Here is an 18888-nt window from a genome sequence, read left to right as displayed (position 1 = left end):
CCTCCCCGCCCTAGCCTGCGAGAAAAGAAACAATGCGTCCGAAAAACGCACCCCCCGGAACACCCGGACCGCGCACATCCCGGACCGCGAACATCCCGGACCGCCCGGTATGCAAGATCATCAGGGAGCCCCCATGACCGCACTTCCGCAGGAGCGCCGCGTCGTCACCGCCATCCCCGGCCCGAAGTCGCAGGAGCTGCAGGCCCGCCGCGTCGCCGCGGTCGCGCAGGGCGTGGGTTCCGTGCTGCCGGTGTTCACCGCGCGCGCGGGCGGCGGCATCATCGAGGACGTCGACGGCAACCGCCTCATCGACTTCGGCTCCGGCATCGCGGTGACCAGCGTCGGCGCCTCCGCCGAGGCCGTCGTACGCCGGGCCTCCGCGCAGCTCGCCGACTTCACCCACACCTGTTTCATGGTCACCCCCTACGAGGGCTACGTGGAGGTCGCCGAGGCCCTCGCCGAGCTCACCCCGGGTGACCACGCCAAGAAGTCCGCGCTGTTCAACAGCGGCGCCGAGGCCGTCGAGAACGCCGTCAAGATCGCGCGTGCGTACACCAAGCGCCAGGCGGTCGTCGTCTTCGACCACGGCTACCACGGCCGGACCAACCTGACCATGGCGCTGACGGCCAAGAACATGCCGTACAAGCAGGGCTTCGGCCCGTTCGCGCCCGAGGTCTACCGCGTGCCGGTCGCCTACGGCTACCGCTGGCCGACCGGTCCGGAGAACGCCGGTCCCGAGGCCGCCGCCCAGGCCATCGACCAGATCACCAAGCAGGTCGGCCCGGAGAACGTGGCCGCGATCATCATCGAGCCGGTGCTCGGCGAGGGCGGCTTCATCGAGCCGGCGAAGGGCTTTCTGCCCGCCGTCCGCCAGTTCGCCGCCGACCACGGCATCGTCTTCGTCGCCGACGAGATCCAGTCCGGCTTCTGCCGCACCGGCCAGTGGTTCGCGTGTGAGGACGAGGGCATCGTCCCGGACCTGATCACCACCGCGAAGGGCATCGCGGGCGGTCTGCCGCTCGCCGCGGTCACCGGCCGCGCCGAGATCATGGACGCCGCGCACGCGGGCGGCCTCGGCGGCACCTACGGCGGCAACCCGGTCGCCTGCGCCGGCGCGCTGGGCTCCATCGAGACGATGAAGGAGCTCGACCTCAACGCCCGGGCGAAGAACATCGAGGCCGTCATGAAGGCCCGGCTGGGCGCCATGGCCGAGAAGTTCGACGTGATCGGCGACGTGCGCGGGCGCGGCGCGATGATCGCCATCGAGCTGGTCAAGGACCGCGCGACCAAGGAGCCGAACCCCGAGGCGACCGCCGCGCTGGCCAAGGCCTGCCACCAGGAGGGTCTGCTCGTCCTGACCTGCGGCACCTACGGCAACGTGCTGCGCTTCCTGCCGCCGCTGGTCATCGGCGACGACCTGCTCAACGAGGGCCTCGACATCATCGAACAGGCCTTCGCCCGCATCTGAGGCGGGCCCCGGACGCCCGGTCCGGAAGCCACGGAATTCCGGGCCGGGCAGAGCGTGTGAAGAAGGTGTGCGAGGTGGATGGCGGGACGCGGATCCGTCTGTCGTCCCGCCAGTCACTGTCGTAGGTTCTCAGCAGATGAGAGATACACCCCGCCCACAGGGGACTGTGGGCGAACCCAGGCCGGGGCCTCCCCAGCTTCGACCTGGTCGTGCCTCGCGCACACAACCGGAGTCCTCGACTTCGGATCTCCTCACCGATCGGACGGTCGCCCGCCCCAAACCCCCCGGGGCGCGCGGCACCCCGATCCGGACGGCCGCCCCGGAACCACCCCCCCCCTGTTCCGGGGCGGCCGACCTCCTTCTCACGCGCGGACCACGCACCACGGACCCCGGACTCGCTCCGGGGTCTCTTTTTCCGCCGTTCTACGATACGATACGTCTCGTCTCGCCTCAAGGTTCTCCGTCCGCCGTGCGCCGCCCCCAGGAGGAACGATGCACCAGTACGTCGACGCCGCCCCCGGCATCCGCCTCTGGGCCGAGGAGCGCGGCCCCGCCGACGCACCCCCGCTCCTGCTCGTCATGGGCGCCCAGGCCTGCGGACTCGGCTGGCCCGACGAGTTCGTCGACCTGCTCGCCGCCCACCACCGCGTCATCCGCTACGACCACCGCGACACCGGCCGCTCCACCTGGGCCTACGACGAGCGGCCCTACCCGCTCACCGCGCTCGCCGAGGACGCCGTCGCCGTCCTGGACGCCTTCGGCGCCGACCGGGCCCACGTCGTCGGCATGTCACTCGGCGGGATGCTCGCCCAGCTGCTCCTCGCCGACCGTCCCGGCCGGCTGCTCGGCGCCACCCTGATCGGCACCCAGGCACTGAGCTCCGTCCCCTACCGACGCCCCGACGGAACCGCCGTCCCCGTGGAGGACCTGCCCGGCATCGACCCCCGGATACTGGAGCTGTGGGCCCGCCCGGTCCCGGACGACCTGGACCCGGAGGCCGAGCTGGACCGGCGGGTCGCGCACTGGCGACTGCTCGCGGGGGACCGGCTGCCCTTCGACGCCGCCTACCTGACGGAGCTGGAACGCCGGATCGTCGCGCACACCGGGCACCACCGCACCTCCACCGCGCACGCCCGCGCCGACACCTGCGGCATGGACCGCACCGAGCGGCTCGCCCGCACCGACGTGCCCACCCTCGTCGTCTGCGCACCGGCCGAGCCGGTCTTCCCCCCACCGCACCCGCAGCACCTGGCCCAGGCCATCCGGGGTGCGCGGCTCGTCGAGATCCCCGGCATGGGCCACGCCCTGCCCCGGGCCGTGCACGCACCGCTGGCCACGGCGATCCTGGAGCACACCGGCGCCCTGCCCGCGCCGGCAACCGCACCCGGCCGCACCTGACAAGCTGGGATCCATGTCGACCCGCCCCCACCAGCGGACCGAGGGCGCGCCCGTGCCGCCGGGCCCCGCGCACCCGGCTCCGGCCACCCTTGTCCTGACCCTCCTGCTGGGTGTGCCCGCCCTGCTCTTCGCGCTGCTCACCTGGCAGGTCGCCGCCGACGGCCCCCTCCTGCGGGTCGACGAGCGCCTGAGCCGGGCCCTCGTCCGCCCCGACCGGGCCTCCGAGCTGCTGTCGGACCTGGGGAACGTGCAGGTCGCGGTGCCGGTCCTGGTGCTCGTGGCCGCCTACGCGGCCTGGCGGGGGAGCGCGGTGGGCCGGGGGCGCTGGTGGCTTCCGCCCGTCGCCGCGTTCCTCCTGATGACGCTGGTGCCGCTGATCGTCGTACCCCTGAAGGAGTGGACGGACCGGCCGGGGACGCCCGTCGTGCCGCCGGCCACCGGCTACTACCCCTCCGGGCACACGGCGACCGCGGCCGTCGCGTACGGATCCGCGGTGATCGTCCTGCTGCCCTGGCTGGTCACGACGGCCGCCCGGCGCGCGGCGGTGGCCGGGGCCGTCGTCCTCGTCCTGGCCGTCTCCTTCGGGCTGGTCCGGCGCGGCTACCACTGGCCGCTGGACGTGGTGGCCAGCTGGTGTCTGTGCGCGGTGCTGCTGGGAGCGCTGTGGCTACTGCTCCGGCGCGGGAGGCGGTAGTCCCGATCGCGCCAAAGCGGCGCACGCCCGCGCTCCACCACTACGACTCGGACAAGCGACCCTCCGCCTCCCCGCCCCTACCGTGGACCAGGAAAAGCCAGCACACCCCCAACGCGGAAGGGCCGGGACTCGCAATGACTTCCACCCACGCCTTCTGGCTCGCCGGCCGCCAGGCCACCGGCGAGGACAGCTTCGACGTCACCTCCCCGTGGGACGGCCGTCTCGTCGGCAAGGTCAGCGTGCCCACGGACGCGCAGGTCGAGGAGGCCGTGGCCGCCGCGTACGCCGTGCGGGACGAGTTCGCCGCCACCCCGGCCCACGTCCGGGCCGCCGCCCTCGACCACGTCAGCAAGCGGCTCGTCGAGCGCACCGAGGAGATCGCCCGGCTGATCTCGGCCGAGAACGGCAAACCGATCAAGTGGGCGCGCGGTGAGGTCGGCCGCGCCGTCTCCGTGTTCCGGTTCGCCGCCGAGGAAGCCCGCCGGTTCAACGGCGGCGAGGCCCAGCGCCTCGACACCGACCTCGGCGGTCAGGGGCGCCTCGCGCTCACCCGGCGCTTCCCCAAGGGCGTCGTGCTCGGCATCGCGCCGTTCAACTTCCCGCTGAACCTGTGCGCCCACAAGGTCGCCCCGGCGATCGCGGCCGGCGCGCCCATCATCCTCAAGCCGGCCCCGGCCACCCCGCTCTCCGGTCTGGTCATCGGCGAGCTGCTCGCCGAGACCGAGCTGCCCGCCGGCTCCTGGAGCATCCTGCCGGTCGCCAACGAGCGCATGCCCGCCCTCGTCCAGGACGAGCGGCTGCCGGTCATCTCCTTCACCGGCTCCGAGAAGGTCGGCTACGCGATCATGGACTCGGTGCCGCGCAAGCACTGCACCCTGGAGCTCGGCGGCAACGGCGCGGCCGTCGTCCTCGGCGACTGGGCGAGCGACGCCGACCTCGACTGGGCCGCCACGCGCATCGCGACCTTCTCCAACTACCAGGGCGGCCAGTCCTGCATCTCCGTGCAGCGGGTGATCGCCGACGCGTCGGTGTACGACCGGCTGCTGCCGCGCATCGTCGCCGCCGTCGAGGCCCAGGCCACCGGCGACCCCTCCGACGACACGACCGACGTCGGCCCGCTGGTCAGCGAGGACGCGGCCAAGCGCGTCGAGACGTGGGTGGACGAGGCCGTCGCCGCCGGCGCCTCGCTCCTGACCGGTGGCAAGCGCGACGGCGCCTCCTACGCGCCGACCGTCCTCACCGACGTACCGGCCGACGTGACGATCTCCTGCGAGGAGGTCTTCGGGCCGGTCCTCACCGTGCAGAAGGTGGACGGCGAGGCCGAGGCCTTCGCCGCCGTCAACGACTCCAAGTACGGCCTGCAGGCGGGCGTCTTCACCCACGACCTCCAGGTCGCCTTCCGCGCCCACCGGGCGCTGGAGGTCGGCGGTGTCGTCATCGGCGACGTGCCCTCCTACCGCGCCGACCAGATGCCGTACGGCGGCGCCAAGCAGTCCGGGGTGGGCCGTGAGGGCGTGCGGTTCGCGATGGACGACTACACGTACGAGCGGGTGCTGGTCCTCACCGGGCTCGCCCTCTGAGCCGAATCCCCGGCCACCCCTGGCTAATGGGAACCATTTTCAGGTAATCTCGTCCCCGACGCGAGATCGCCGTCCCTGAAGGGGCCCGGCACCGATGCCTTCCGGTGCCGGGCCCCTTCTTCGCGTCGGCCCGGTCCGGCCCCTCAACCGGAGAAGCCGACGAGCGCGAGCCGCAGGCGGCCGCGCAGCCGGAGCCGCAGGTCGTGCACACCGCCCGCGGCGAACGGGGACTCGAGGGTGGTGTAGTCGTACGGTCCCGGCGTGGGCGTGCCGAGCATCAGCACGGCCAGGGCCGGGCCGCCGTCGAGGGAGACCTCCACCGTGCCCTCACCGGCCACCTCCACCGTGACCCCGGTGGTGCCGGCCCCGAAGTCGCAGGACCGGTAGAGCAGTTCGCCCGTGCCGCCCCCCACCGGCGTCACCGCGTCCCCCGACACCTTCGTCCGGTCCACGATCTCGGTGCCGCTCTGCTCGTCGAAGTCGACGGCGGCCAGCCCCCGGCGCAGAACGGGACGCGGGGCGGCCGCATCGCCGTCGAGCGTCACCGTCGCCCGCAGCCGGATGTCCTCGCTGGACGCGCCGACCAGCACGTCGTACGGCCCCGGCTCGCGGCGCCAGTCGCCCCGGGCCACGTCCCAGAAGGCGAAGGCGCAGAGCGGGACCTCGAAGGACAGCTCGCGCCTCTCGCCCGGGGCGAGCGTGAAGCGGCGGTGGGCCAGCAGCTCGCGGCGCGGCCGGGTGACCGAGGGGTCCACCGCGCGCGTGTAGAGCTGGGCGACCTCGTCGGCGGTCCTGGTCCCGGTGTTGGTGACGGTGAAGGAGACGCGCGCCGACCCGTCCTCGACGCCCACCACCAGGTCGGCGTAGGAGAACGAGGAGTAGGACAGGCCGTGCCCGAACGGGAACAGCGGGGTGCCCTCGAAGTACAGGTACGTCTGGCGGGCGCCGATCACGTCGTAGTCGAGCAGGTCGGGCAGGTCCGCGTCGTCGGCGTACCAGGTCTGCGGCAGCCGGCCCGCGGGGGAGACATCACCGGCGAGGACCCGCGCCAGGGCGGTCCCCGCGGCCTGCCCGCCGTGCGCGGTCCACAGCACCGCGGACAGATGGCCCGGCTCGATCGCGTACGGGTACGCCGACACCAGGGCCAGCACCGTGCGCGGGTTCGAGGTACGGGCCGCCTCGAGGAGCCGCCCCTGCTGGGCCGGCAGCCGCAGGGTCGTCCGGTCCTCGGTCTCGCGGCCGTTGATGTGCGGGTCGTTGCCCGCCACCACGACGACCACGTCCGCCCCGGCCGCCGCCCGGGCCACCGCCTCGGCGCCGTGCTCGACCACGACCAGCTCGAAGACCTCGGGGTCCTCCTCGGCAACCCGCACGCCGTCGGCGGCGACACAGACGTGGCGACCCGTCCCCAGGTGCTTCAGGAGGTGACCGTTTCCATGGGGTTCGAGACGGAACGTCTCCTGGACGACCCAGCCGCCGGGCTGGTCGGCCGCGGCGCGCACGCGGCCGTCCCCGGCTACCGAGAGGTAGCGGCCGTCGGGGGCGCGCAGGGTCAGGACGCCCTCGCCCCAGTCCACCAGGGCGAGTTCGGTGCCGGTGGCGTCGGTGGTGAGGGGCGGCAGGTCGGTGCGGCCGACGAGCAGCGCCGGGTCCAGGGCGCCCTCGGCGCCGCGCGCCTCGTCGGTGGCCTCCGGGGCGGGCGGCACCTTCAGGAACGTTCCCGCGGAGGTCTTCAGCAGGACGCGGTCCACGCCCTCGGTGAACGTGACCCGCTCGGCCCCGAACCGCTCGCGCAGGCCCTCCAGGGGCGTGGAGCGGTGGAGCAGGGTGCCGCTGTACCAGTCGAGCTTGCACTCGTCGGCGAGCAGGCCGACCACCGCGATCCGGGTGTCCGCGGCCAGCGGCAGCACACCGTCGTTGCGCAGCAGCACCACGGCCTGCTCGGCGGCCTCCTGGGCGAGGGCGCGGTGGGCCGGGGTGTCGAACGCGCCGGTGCCCGCGTGCGGGTCGTGGTGCGGGTCGAACTCGCCGAGCCGGAAGCGCACCGAGAGCTGACGGCGGACCGCGGCGTCGACGTCGGCCTCGGTCAGCAGGCCCTGCTCCAGGGCGCCCCGCACGCGCGCGGTGATCGTCGAGCCGTCCGTGCCGTGGTCGGTGAAGCTGTCCACGCCGGCCACCAGCGAGGCCGCCGTCGCCTCCTCGTGGGTGTCGAAGTAGTGCTCGGAATCGACCAGGTTGGAGGGCGCGCCCGCGTCCGAGCAGACCAGCAGCTCCTCGTCCGTCCAGGCGCGCAGCTGCTCGCGCAGGTACGGGGAGACGTGGTTGGGGCGACCGTTGACCAGGTTGTACGCGGGCATCACGCCGGCCACCGCGCCCGCCTCCACCGTCTCCCGGAAGGCGCGCAGGTCGTACTCGTGCAGCACGCGGGGGCGGACCGAGGAGGAGGTGACGTCCCGGCCGGTCTCGTTGTTGTGGGCCAGCCAGTGCTTGAGGACCGGGGCGGTGCGCCAGTAAACCGGGTGGTCGCCGCGCAGGCCCCGGGTGTAGGCGGTGGCGATGGCCGAGGTCAGTTTCGGGTCCTCGGAGTAGCCCTCCTCGTTGCGGCCCCACAGGGGGTGGCGCAGCAGGTTGACCGTGGGGGCCCAGACGTTGAGGCCGACGCGCTCGTCGCGGGCGCGCATCGCCCGGACCTCCTGGGAGACCGCCTCGCCGACCCGGCGCACCAGCTCCGGGTTCCAGGTCGCGCCCAGTCCCACGGCCTGCGGGAACACCGTCGCCGGCCCCATCCACGCCACACCGTGCAGCGCCTCCTGTCCGGTGCGGAACGCGGCGACGCCGAGCCGCTCCACGGCGGGCGCGAACTGGTGCAGGAAGGAGACCTTCTCCTCCAGGGTCAGTCGCGACAGCAGGTCGTCGATGCGCTTCGCGAACGGCAGATGCGGATCGCGGAACGGCGGCGTGGGCGGCGTGTGTGCGGTCACGTGGTGATCCCTTTGCAATGGAGCGGGAAGGCTCTTTCGAAGCGCTTCGATGCTCATTCGGTGTCGGGGTGGGTGTCAAGACATCCCCCGGCACCAACTCCTCCTTCCCGGCCTCATTTCAAGTCGCACATGAGCGCGGACGAAACCTGAACACCTCGGAGGAATCTTGGGATCGACCCTTGTGCGCCCCCATGCCTTCACTTAACCTCACAGCAACATCGAAGCGCTTCGACGATCCTTCGCCAGTCCGGAGTCGCCGCCGCCAGGCACGCAACCCTCCGACGCTCGAGGACCGGGGACCGCTTCAGCTCAGCCAGTTCCACTCGAGACACCGCAGCCGACGGCCACCGCCGGGTGTCCTGGTGCGCCATGAAGGGTTGACGCAATGACGCCGAACGCCGCTTCCGCCTCCTCCGGGCCCAGCCGGAGAAGCTTCCTCGCCTCCACGGCGGTCGCCACCGCAGCGGTGGCGGGAGGGATGCCCCTGCTGGCCGCCTGCGGCGGCACGGACAGCGGCTCGCGCGAGGGCACCACGTCGGGCAAGGACGCCAAGAGGATCCTGCCCGCCTTCGTCGCCAGCAACGTGGTGACCCCCGACATCCCGGCCAAGAACGGCTCCGCGATCGGCTTCACCAGCAAGCTCGACCTGGCCACCCTGAAGACCTCGGTGCCGAAGAAGCTCGGCGGGGGCGGCGAGATCACCGTCATGTCGCCGTTCTGGGGCTCCCCGCCGAAGTCGGACAACGCCTACTACAAGGCGATGAACGACCTGATCGGCGTCGACGTGAAGTGGCAGAACCAGGACGGCAACACCTACGAGCAGAAGCTCGGCGCGGTCCTCGCCTCCAGCGACGTGCCGGACGTGGTGGTCGTCCCCGGCTGGAACATGAACGGCAAGATACCCAGCGCGATCATGAGCAAGTTCGCCGACCTGGGCCCCTACCTCTCCGGCGACGCCGTCAAGGAGTACCCGAACCTCGCGGCGATCCCCACCGACGCCTGGCAGCGCTCCATCTTCGGCGGCAAGCTGCGCGGCCTGCCGCAGCCGGCCCCGTACGTCCCCGGCATCGTGCCCCTCTACCGCAAGGACATCTTCGACAAGGAGGGGTACGAGGTCCCCCGCTCGGCGGACGAGTTCATGGCCCTCGCCAAGGAGATCACCAACGCCAAGGCCAAGCGGTGGGCCTGTCTCGACATGAAGTGGACCGCGTTCCAGGCCTTCGGCGTGTTGTCCGGCAGCGAGAAGCCGCTCGGCTGGAACGTCGTCGACGGCAAGCTGGTCTACCGCATCGAGACCGAGGAGTACCTCGAGGCGCTGGAGTGGACCCGCAAGCTCTTCGCCGCCGGGGTCGTCCACCCCGACGCCAAGCTGGGCAAGAGCCAGGCCACCGACCCCGGCCCCAAGTTCGCGGCGGGCGAGTTCCTCATCTACGCCAACAACATCTCGCAGTGGTGGAGCCGCACCGCCGAACAGGCCGTCCAGAACCCGGAGTTCAAGATCTGGGGCATGGACGTCTTCGGGCACGACGGCGGCGACCCGACCCTCTGGGCCGAACAGCCCGCCGGCATCTTCGCCTTCGTCAACAAGAAGGCGTCCGAGTCGGTCATCCGTGACGTGCTGGCCGTCGCCAACGTCACCGCCGCGCCGTACGGCACCAAGGAATACATGATGACCAACTACGGCGTCGAAGGCACCCACTACACCGTCAAGGACGGCGTCCCGATCAAGACCGACCAGGGCAACATCGACGTGATGAACGCCTACGTCATGGTCGCGAGCCCCGCCGCCACCCTCGCCCACCCCGACTTCCCCGAGGTGGCCAAGGCGCAGGTCGAGTGGCAGCAGCGGATGGGCGCCTTCACCAAGAAGTCCTCCTTCTACGGCATGCAGATCACCGAGCCCGCCCGCTACACCAACCTCTCCAACGACTTCGAGCAGCTCGAGGACGACATCACCCGCGGCCGCAAGAAGATCAGCGACATGCAGCAGGCCGTCTCCGACTGGAAGAAGAAGGGCGGCGACCAGTTGCGGGACTGGTACCAGAAGCTGCTCGACGACAACGGCTCGGCCGCGAGCTGACCCGGTACCGAGGCAAGGAGAACGGCCGTGTCGAACAGCACGGTGCCTCGGAACGGAACCGAGGCCGCTACGCCGGAGAAGACGGGTGAGACCCCGGTGGCGCCCGGCGGCGCCACCGGCTCGGGACGGAAACGGGAGCAGGGCAAGCTGAGCCTGCGGCTCAGGTTCAGACGCGACCGTGTCCTGCTCCTGATGACCCTGCCGGCCGTCCTCCTGGTCCTGCTCTTCAACTACGTGCCGATCCTGGGCAACGTCGTCGCCTTCCAGGAGTACGACCCCTACATCAGTGACAACGGCGTCGTCTCCATCCTGAACAGCCCTTGGGTGGGACTGGAGAACTTCCAGCGGATCTTCGAGGACTCCGCCTTCTGGCAGGCCGTGCAGAACACGCTGGTGCTGTTCTTCCTGCAACTGGTGGTGTTCTTCCCGGTCACGATCCTGCTCGCGCTGCTCATCAACAGCGTGGTCAGGCCCCGGGTGCGGGCGGTCGCGCAGGCGGTCCTCTACCTGCCGCACTTCTTCTCCTGGGTGCTGGTGATCGCCGTCTTCCAGCAGATGTTCGGCGGCGCGGGGATCTTCTCGCAGCTGTTGCGCGAGCACGGGTACGACGGCCTCGAGATCATGACCGACCCGAGCACCTTCCCCCTCCTGGTCACCTCGCAGGGCGTGTGGAAGGACGCGGGCTGGGGGATCATCGTCTTCCTCGCCGCGCTCGCCTCGGTCCCCCAGGACCTGTACGAGGCCGCCGCGATGGACGGCGCGAGCCGCTGGCGCCGCATGTGGCACGTCACCCTGCCCGCGCTGCGCCCGGTGATCGCCCTGCTGCTCGTGCTGCGGGTCGGGGACGCCCTGACCGTCGGCTTCGAACAGATCCTGCTGCAACGCGACGCCGTCGGACCCGGGGCGGCCGAGGTCCTCGACACCTTCGTGTGGTGGAACGGCGTGCGCAACCAGGACTTCGGCTACGCGGCCGCCGCCGGTCTCGTCAAGGGCGTGGTCAGCATCGGCCTGGTCCTCGCCGCGAACAAGGTGGCCCATCTCATGGGCGAGCAGGGGGTGTACAAGAAGTGACCGCCGTCATCGACAAGCCGGTGCGCGCACCCCGCTGGTGGGAGGCGCCGACGCGGCCGGCCTGGGAGGAGAAGCCCTCCCGGGCGGGCCTCGCGGGCAAGGGGATCGCCCTGTCGTTCGCCTGCCTGGCCATCCTCTTCCCGCTGTGGATCGTGGTCGTCACCAGCCTCTCCTCACGCAAGACCATCGACGAGGCCGGCGGCCTGGTCATGGTGCCGAAGGACATCACCTTCATCGCCTACAAGGAGCTGCTCAGCGGCGGCCAGGTCACCCGGGCCGCGATCATCAGCATCCTGGTCACCCTGGTCGGCACGCTGTTCTCGATGACGGTGTCCGTCCTGTGCGCCTACGGCCTCTCCCGCAGCGGCTCGCTCGGCCACCGCTGGATCCTGATGACGCTGCTGGCGACGATGTTCTTCAGCGCCGGCCTCATCCCGACCTACCTGCTGGTGCAGACCCTCGGCCTGACCGACTCCTACCTCGCGCTGATCCTCCCCAGCGCGCTCAGCGTCTTCAACGTCCTCGTCCTGCGGGGCTTCTTCATGGGGATCTCGCAGGAGCTCATCGACAGCGCCCGCATCGACGGCGCCGGGGACTTCCGCATCCTGTGGCAGATCGTCATGCCGCTGTCCCGCGCGGTCCTCGCGGTGATCACCCTGTTCTACGCGGTCGGCTACTGGAGCGCCTGGTTCAACGCGTCCCTGTACCTCAACGACCAGGACATGATGCCGCTGCAGAACGTCATGATCCAGCTCGTCCAGAAGCAGGAGGCGCCGGTCGGCCTGGGCCAGGCCATCAAGACCGGTCAGCTGTCCGGGCTGGCCGTGCAGATGGCGGTCATGGTGATGGCCCTGCTGCCGGTGGCGGTGCTGTCGCCGTTCGTCCAGAAGCACTTCAAGAAGGGCATGCTGACGGGCGCGGTGAAGGGCTGACGCCCGAGCGGGCGGGGCGCCCTCGTGGGGCCGGCCGTGTGTGGCCCGCCGGTGGTACGTGGCTGGTCGCGCAGCTCCCCGTGCCGGTGGGGAAGCCGCGGTCACCCCCTGTCGTCACGCTGCGGGCAGTGGTGCCGCTCGGGTGGCTCCCGGCCCGCGGAAGGCGGCACCCGCCCCTGCCGGGCCGCGCTCTCCCGCCGTGTCCCACGGCATCACCAAACCCCAGGTCCACGAACCAGAACCCCACCCTGCGAGGTACCCATGCACGCCTCCTCCCCCAACCGCCGCACCGTCCTCGCCGGGACGGCCGCCGCCGCGGCCCTGACCGCTCTCCCCGGCGTCCAGGGCCGGGCGCTGGCCGCAGGACGGGCCGAGCCCACCGCCGCCCCCGCCTACCGCTGGCGCAACGTCGTCATCGGCGGCACCGGATTCGTCACCGGCATCCTCTTCCACCCCGCCGTCCGAGGTCTCGCCTACGCCCGCACCGACATCGGCGGCGCGTACCGATGGGACGACCGGACGGCCCGCTGGACGCCGCTCACCGACCACCTCGGCTGGGACGACTGGAACCTGCTCGGCGTCGAGGCCGTCGCGATCGACCCCGCGCACCCGAACCGCCTCTACCTCGCCCTCGGCACCTACGCCCAGCCCTGGGCCGGCAACGGCGCCATCCTGCGCTCGGAGGACCGCGGTGCCACCTGGACCCGCACCGACCTCCCCGTGAAGCTCGGCGCCAACGAGGACGGCCGGGGCACGGGCGAGCGGCTCCTGGTCGACCCGCGGGACGGGAACACCCTGTGGCTGGGCACCCGGCACGACGGTCTGTGGAAGTCGACGGACCGGGGGGCCACCTGGGCCGCCGTCAGCGGCTTCCCGGCCACCCCGAGCGCGAACGGCCAGGGCGTCACCCTCCTCGTCGCCGCCGGGCGCACCCTCTACGCCGGCTGGGGCGACGGCGACGGCACGCCGGGGACGAAGAACCTGTACCGCACCAGCGACGGCACCACCTGGGAAGCGGTGCCCGGCCAGCCCTCCGGCACCGCCGCCAAGGTCCCGGTCCGCGCCGCCCACGACCGGGGCACCGGCCACCTGTACGTGACGTACGCCGACGCGCCGGGGCCCAACGGCCAGTCCGACGGCAGCGTGCACAAGCTGTGCACCGCGGACGGCAGGTGGACCGAGGTCACGCCCGTGAAGCCGGGCGGCACCACCACCGACGGCTCCACCGACAGCTTCGCCTACGGCGGCGTCGCCGTCGACGCCCGCCGCCCGGGCACCGTCGTCGTGTCCACCAACAACCGCTGGGCCGCGGTCGACACCCTCTACCGCACCACCGACGGCGGACGGACCTGGACCTCCCTGAAGGACACCGCCGTCCTCGACGTCTCCGAGACCCCCTACCTCACGTGGGGCCAGGCGCAGCCCAAGTTCGGCTGGTGGATCCAGGCGCTCGCCCTCGACCCCTACGACTCCCGGCACGTCCTCTACGGCACCGGCGCGACCATCTACGGCACCCGGGACCTGAGGAACTGGGCCCCGCGGATCCGCGGCCTGGAGGAGACGTCCGTCCGCCAGCTCATCTCGCCGCCGGTCGGAACGGCGCACCTGATCAGCGGCAACGGGGACATCGGCGTGATGTACCACGAGTCGCTCACCACGTCCCCGTCGCGCGGCATGGCCGCCGACCCCGTGTTCGGGTCGGCCACCGGACTCGCCCAGGCCGCGGCCAGACCGGCGTACGTCGTCCGGGCGGGCTGGGGCGACCACGGCAACGGCGCCTACTCGAACGACGGCGGGCAGACCTGGGCGCCCTTCGCGGCCCAGCCCGGCATCGCCAGGAACGCACCGGGGCCGATCGCCACCAACGCCGACGGCAGCGTGCTGCTCTGGGCCTTCGTGCACTGGGACGGCACGAAGTACCCGGCCCACCGCTCCGCGGACAACGGCGCCACCTGGTCCGAGGTCGCCTCCTTCCCCAAGGGCGCCACGCCGGTCGCCGACCCGGCCGACCCGACGCTCTTCTACGCGTACGACACCGACACGGGAACGCTGCTCGCCAGCACCGACAGCGGCCGGACCTTCACCGCGCGGGCGACCGGACTGCCCTCGGGAGACAGCCAGTTCAAGCTGGTCGCGGCCCCCGGCCGGTCCGGTGACCTGTGGCTGTCGGCCAAGGGGAACGGCCTGTACCGCTCCACCGACGGCGGCGCCACCTTCGCCCGGGTCGACAGCTGCCGGGCCTCGTACACCCTCGGCTTCGGCAAGGCCGCCGAGGGGGCCGACTACCCGGCGGTCTACCAGGTCGGCTCGACGGAGACCATCACCGCCGTGTACCGCTCCGACGACGGCGCGAAGACCTGGGCGCGGATCAACGACGACGCCCACCAGTGGGGCTGGACCGGCGAGGTCATCACCGGTGACCCGCGCGTGTACGGCCGTGTCTACCTCGCCACCAACGGGCGCGGCATCCAGTACGGGGAGCCCGTCTGATGCCCACCGGAAACCGGCCGACGCTGAGCGACGCCACCCGAGGCCGCATCCTCTTCGGCGGCGACTACAACCCCGAGCAGTGGCCCGAGGAGACCTGGCACGAGGACGTCCGCCTCATGAAGGACGCCGGCGTCAACTCCGTCACCCTCGGCGTCTTCTCCTGGTCGAAGCTGGAACCGTACCCCGGGGCGCGGGAGTTCGGCTGGCTGGACCGGCTCATGGACCTGATGCACGACCACGGCATCGGCGTCGTCCTCGCCACCCCCACCTCCTCCCCGCCCCCGTGGCTGGGCCGGCTCCACCCGGACACCCTGCCCCGCACGGAGGACGGCCGCACCGAATGGTGGGGCGGCCGCCAGCACTTCTCGCACTCCAGCGCCACCTACCGCCGTCACGCCGCCGCCATCACCGAGGACCTGGCCGCCCGCTACGCCGGCCATCCCGCCCTCACGATGTGGCACATCAACAACGAGTACTGCACCTACGACCACGGCGACGAGGCCGCCGCCGCCTTCCGCCGCTGGCTGCGCGAGAAGTACGGCACCCTCGACGCCCTCAACACCGCCTGGGGCACCGCCTTCTGGAGCCAGGGTTACGACAGCTGGGACGGCGTCCTGCCCCCGCGCACCCCGCACTACCTGAAGAACCCCACCCAGGTGCTGGACTTCCGGCGCTTCACCTCCGACATGCTGCTGGAGTGCTACACCGCCGAGCGCGACATCGTCACCCGGCACACCCCGCACCTCCCGGTCACCACCAACTTCATGCCGCTGTTCCTCGGCCAGGACGCCTGGCGCTGGGCCGAGGAGGAGGACGTCGTCTCCGTCGACCTCTACCCCGACCCCCGCGACCCGCTCGCGGCACAGCACGCGGCGCTGGTGCAGGACCTGACCCGCTCGCAGGCCCGCGGCCCGTGGATGCTGATGGAACAGGCGGCCGGTCCGGTCAACTGGCGCGGGGTGAACCACCCCAAGCCGCGCGGCCTCAACCGCCTCTGGTCCCTCCAGGCCGTGGCCCGCGGCGCCGACGCCGTCTGCTACTTCCAGTGGCGCCAGTCCCGGCAGGGAGCGGAGAAGTTCCACTCCGGGATGGTCAGCCACGCGGGGGAGCGGGGCCGCACCTACCAGGAGGTCAGACGACTCGGCGCCGACCTCGCCCGCATCGGCGCCGAGGTCACGGACGGCCGCATCCACGCGGACGTCGCCGTCCTGCACGACTGGCACGCCTGGTGGGCGAGCGCCCAGGACGGCCGCCCCTCCACCCACGTCGACCACCCGGCCGTCCTGCACGCCTGGCACCGCGCCCTGTGGGAGTCCCACCTCACCACCGACTTCGCCCACCCCGAGCACGACCTCTCCGGCTACCGGCTGGTCGTCGTCCCGCAGCTCTACCTCCTCACCGACGCGGCGATCGACAACCTCCTCGCCTACGTCCGCGGCGGCGGCACCCTGGTCAGCGGTTTCCTGACCGGGATCGCCGACGCGGACGACCGGATCCGCGACGGCGGCATGGACGCCCGGCTGCGCGAGCTGTTCGGCATCCGCGTCCTGCACGAGTGGTGGCCGCTGGAGCCGGGGGAGACCGTCGACTGCGACGGCTTCCGCGGCACGCTGTGGTCGGAGGAGCTGGACGCCGCGGACGCCTCGGTGGAAACCGCCTACAAGGGCGGCGAACTCGACGGCCTGCCCGCCGTCCTGCGCCGCGACCGCGCCTGGTACGTGTCGACGCTCCCCGAGCCCGACGCCCTGCGCGCCCTCCTCGCCCGTGCCGCCGACGACGCCGGCGTCCGGCCCGTGCTGGAAGGCCTCCCGCCGGGTGTCGAGGCCGTACGCCGGGGCGAGCTGCTGTTCCTCCTCAACCACGGGCGCGAGTCGGTGACCGTCGGGACGCCGGGCACCCACCGCGACCTGCTGACGGGGGCGGCTGTCACGGACGAGGTGACGCTCGAGCGGTACGGAGTGGCGGTGCTGACCTCATGACCGCCACGACGGGCGGCCCCGTGCACGGGACCTGGGAGCCGCACCCCGCCGCCCGCTGGGAGGACGGTTTCCTCAGCGGCAACGGCCACCACGGCGCCCTCGTGTTCGGTGATCCGGACGACGACCGGGTCGTCGTCACCCACCACACCCTCGTCCGCCCGAACGGCGCCCAGCACGCCAGACCGCCCGAGCTGGCCGCCGAACTCCCCGCCCTCCAGGACCGCCTGCTCGCCGGGGACCTCACGGCCGCCGAGGGTTTCACCGACGGACGGCCGCTGCAGTGGGTGCAGCCCTTCCACCCCGCCTTCCAGACCCGTCTGCGCCGCCCGTCCGCCGGACGGCCCCGCTACCGCCGCGCCGTCGACTTCGCCACCGGCGAGACCACCGCCACGTGCGCCGGCTGGACCAGCCGCGTCTTCGTCTCCCGCGCGGACGACGTCGTCGTCCAGTACGTCACCGGCGCCGGCCTCACCCTCGACCTGTCCCTGGACCACCGGCTCCCCGGCGCCCCGGCCGGCCTGGGCGTCGGCCACGGCACGCTCCTCATCCCCGAGGGCGCCGTCCTCACCCTCCGCGCCCGCTACCCGGACGGCGACCGCGCGTACACCGGCGTCACCGTCCTCGCGGTCACCGGCGGCCGGGTGTCCCTCGCCGCGCCCGGCGCCCGCGTCGAGGGCGCCGACTCCGTCCTCCTCCTGACCCGCGTCCGCCGGCACACCGGCGAACTCGACGTCACCGACGAGACCCGCGCCCTGCGCGCCCTGCTGACGGAGCAGTCGTACGAGGACCTCCTCGACCGGCACACCGCGCTGCACCGCACCGCCTACGAACGGGTCACCCTGGACCTCGCCGCCGACCCCGGCGAACGCGCCCTGCCCGGCTCACAGCTGCTGAAGCGGCCGGGCAGCCCGGCCCTCCTGGAGCGGCTCTTCGCGGCCGGCCGCTACCACCTGCTCAGCGCCAGCGGCCTCTTCCCGCCCCGGCTCACCGGCCTGTGGACCGGCGAATGGGACACGGCGTGGGCCGGCGCGTTCACCACGGACGCCAACCTCAACCTCCAGACGGCGTCGGCCGCGGTCGCCGCCCTGCCCGAAGTCACCGCCGCCCTGGGCGCCCTGATCGACCGTCAGCTGCCGGACTGGCGGGAGAACGCCCGCGCGATCTTCGGCGCCCGGGGCGTCGTCGCGCCGCCCCACACCGACGGCGAGTCCGGGCTGACGTACCACTTCAGCCGTGAATACCCCCTCCACCTGTGGACCGCCGGCGCCGACTGGCTGCTCAAACCGCTCGTCGACCACGACGAGACACGCGGTGAGCGCGATCCGCGCACCGCCGCGGCGCTCGCCGAGGTCGCCCGCTTCTACGAGGACTTCCTCACCCGCACCGACGGGGACGGACAGCTCGTCGTCGTCCCCTCCTACTCACCGGAGAACCGGCCGACGGGCGGCAGCTGGGGCGCCCTCAACGCGGCCATGGACCTCTCGGCGGCACGGCACGCGCTCCTCACCGCCGCCGCCTACCACCCGGAACACGCCGAGCGGTGGCGCGCCCTCGCCGACCGGCTCCCGCCGCACCGGACCAACGCCGACGGCGCCCTCGCCGAATGGGCCTGGCCCGGTCTGGAGGACACCTACGACCACCGCCACCTCAGCCACCTCTACGCCGTCTGGCCGCTCGACGAGATCAACCCCTACGACACCCCGCACCTCGCGGCCGCCGCCCACCGGGCCCTGGAGCTGCGCGGCGCCGAGAACGACTCCGCCCACGGCCACCTCCACCACGCGCTCGTCGCGGCCCGCCTGCGCGACGGCCACCGGGTCGCCCACGCCCTCGCCCAGGTCCTGGAGGGCGACTTCTTCCACACCTCCCTGATGAGCGCCCACTACCCCCGCCGCGACGTCTACAACGCGGACGCCGCGCACACCCTGCCCGCCGTCCTCGTCGAGATGCTCGTCCAGTCGGCCCCCGACCGGCTGGTCCTGCTGCCCGCGCTCACCCCCGCACTCCCGGCGGGCGAACTCCGGGGCGTCCGCACCCGGTTCGGCGCCGAGCTCGATCTCACCTGGGGACCCGACGGCGCCCGCGCCGTCCTGAGGCCGCACCGCACCCACCGCATCGAAGTCCGGACTTCCTCCGGCGCCGAATGGCTCGACCTCGTCGCCGGAGAAGACCACGTCCTGTGTCTGGGGGCGTGGTGACTCCCCCGCAATTCCCC

General features: G+C 72.4%; 11 protein-coding genes. 10 read left to right on the top strand and 1 reads right to left on the bottom strand.

All coding sequences use genetic code 11. The annotated features are described in order from the left end of the window. The first annotated feature begins 133 nt into the window (after positions 1-133). The 4 genes from gabT to ACIBBD_RS18690 all read left to right on the top strand — a co-directional run bounded on the left by gabT (position 134) and on the right by ACIBBD_RS18690 (position 5140). Complete coding sequence (gabT, locus tag ACIBBD_RS18705; protein WP_399420533.1) at positions 134-1468, top strand: 4-aminobutyrate--2-oxoglutarate transaminase; 1335 nt, start codon at positions 134-136, stop codon at positions 1466-1468. A 492-nt stretch (positions 1469-1960) separates the two neighbouring features. Continuing rightward, positions 1961-2866 carry an alpha/beta fold hydrolase gene (locus tag ACIBBD_RS18700; protein ID WP_399420532.1) on the top strand — a complete coding sequence of 302 codons (906 nt, stop codon included), beginning with the start codon at positions 1961-1963 and terminating at the stop codon, positions 2864-2866. A 13-nt stretch (positions 2867-2879) separates the two neighbouring features. Beyond that, complete coding sequence (locus ACIBBD_RS18695) at positions 2880-3560, top strand: phosphatase PAP2 family protein (RefSeq protein WP_399420531.1); 681 nt, start codon at positions 2880-2882, stop codon at positions 3558-3560. A 134-nt stretch (positions 3561-3694) separates the two neighbouring features. Further along, positions 3695-5140, top strand: coding sequence for an aldehyde dehydrogenase family protein (locus tag ACIBBD_RS18690; protein ID WP_399420529.1), 1446 nt, complete (start codon positions 3695-3697; stop codon positions 5138-5140). A 143-nt stretch (positions 5141-5283) separates the two neighbouring features. Here the strand turns inward: ACIBBD_RS18690 and ACIBBD_RS18685 are convergent, their stop codons facing one another. Continuing rightward, positions 5284-8121: a glycoside hydrolase family 3 C-terminal domain-containing protein gene (locus ACIBBD_RS18685; RefSeq protein WP_399420528.1), complete on the bottom strand. Its 2838-nt coding sequence runs from the start codon at positions 8119-8121 to the stop codon at positions 5284-5286. A 385-nt stretch (positions 8122-8506) separates the two neighbouring features. Here ACIBBD_RS18685 and ACIBBD_RS18680 point away from each other — a divergent pair, with 385 nt between their 5' ends. The 6 genes from ACIBBD_RS18680 to ACIBBD_RS18655 all read left to right on the top strand — a co-directional run bounded on the left by ACIBBD_RS18680 (position 8507) and on the right by ACIBBD_RS18655 (position 18871). Then, the gene (locus ACIBBD_RS18680; RefSeq protein WP_399420527.1) at positions 8507-10201 is read left to right on the top strand and encodes an extracellular solute-binding protein; all 1695 of its coding nucleotides are present in this window, start codon (positions 8507-8509) and stop codon (positions 10199-10201) included. 27 nt (positions 10202-10228) lie between these two features. Continuing rightward, positions 10229-11272, top strand: coding sequence for an ABC transporter permease (locus tag ACIBBD_RS18675; protein WP_399420526.1), 1044 nt, complete (start codon positions 10229-10231; stop codon positions 11270-11272). Continuing rightward, complete coding sequence (locus tag ACIBBD_RS18670) at positions 11269-12204, top strand: carbohydrate ABC transporter permease (protein WP_399420525.1); 936 nt, start codon at positions 11269-11271, stop codon at positions 12202-12204. Before ACIBBD_RS18675 ends, ACIBBD_RS18670 begins: the two co-directional genes overlap by 4 nt. Positions 12205-12465: 261 nt before the next feature. Next, entirely contained in the window at positions 12466-14694 is a 2229-nt protein-coding gene (locus tag ACIBBD_RS18665; protein ID WP_399420524.1) for a 1,4-beta-glucanase, read from the top strand. Further along, positions 14694-16673: a beta-galactosidase gene (locus ACIBBD_RS18660; RefSeq protein ID WP_399420522.1), complete on the top strand. Its 1980-nt coding sequence runs from the start codon at positions 14694-14696 to the stop codon at positions 16671-16673. The genes ACIBBD_RS18665 and ACIBBD_RS18660 overlap by 1 nt, the downstream gene beginning before the upstream one ends. Further along, the gene (locus tag ACIBBD_RS18655; protein ID WP_399420521.1) at positions 16670-18871 is read left to right on the top strand and encodes a glycosyl hydrolase family 95 catalytic domain-containing protein; all 2202 of its coding nucleotides are present in this window, start codon (positions 16670-16672) and stop codon (positions 18869-18871) included. The genes ACIBBD_RS18660 and ACIBBD_RS18655 overlap by 4 nt, the downstream gene beginning before the upstream one ends. The last annotated feature ends 17 nt before the right edge of the window (positions 18872-18888 follow it).

The organism is Streptomyces sp. NPDC051315, assembly GCF_044455165.1.
Taxonomy (GTDB): domain Bacteria; phylum Actinomycetota; class Actinomycetes; order Streptomycetales; family Streptomycetaceae; genus Streptomyces.
Note: the sequence above shows the minus strand (reverse complement) of the source record. Positions and strands in the feature narration are given on the sequence as shown.

Excerpts from the sequence above, each read along its gene's own strand:
- ACIBBD_RS18700 (WP_399420532.1), top strand. The coding sequence starts at position 1,961 with ATGCACCAGTACGTCGACGCCGCCCCCGGCATCCGCCTCTGGGCCGAG.
- ACIBBD_RS18695 (WP_399420531.1), top strand. The coding sequence starts at position 2,880 with ATGTCGACCCGCCCCCACCAGCGGACCGAGGGCGCGCCCGTGCCGCCG.
- ACIBBD_RS18655 (WP_399420521.1), top strand. The coding sequence starts at position 16,670 with ATGACCGCCACGACGGGCGGCCCCGTGCACGGGACCTGGGAGCCGCAC.
- ACIBBD_RS18660 (WP_399420522.1), top strand. The coding sequence starts at position 14,694 with ATGCCCACCGGAAACCGGCCGACGCTGAGCGACGCCACCCGAGGCCGC.
- ACIBBD_RS18665 (WP_399420524.1), top strand. The coding sequence starts at position 12,466 with ATGCACGCCTCCTCCCCCAACCGCCGCACCGTCCTCGCCGGGACGGCC.
- ACIBBD_RS18680 (WP_399420527.1), top strand. The coding sequence starts at position 8,507 with ATGACGCCGAACGCCGCTTCCGCCTCCTCCGGGCCCAGCCGGAGAAGC.
- gabT (WP_399420533.1), top strand. The coding sequence starts at position 134 with ATGACCGCACTTCCGCAGGAGCGCCGCGTCGTCACCGCCATCCCCGGC.
- ACIBBD_RS18690 (WP_399420529.1), top strand. The coding sequence starts at position 3,695 with ATGACTTCCACCCACGCCTTCTGGCTCGCCGGCCGCCAGGCCACCGGC.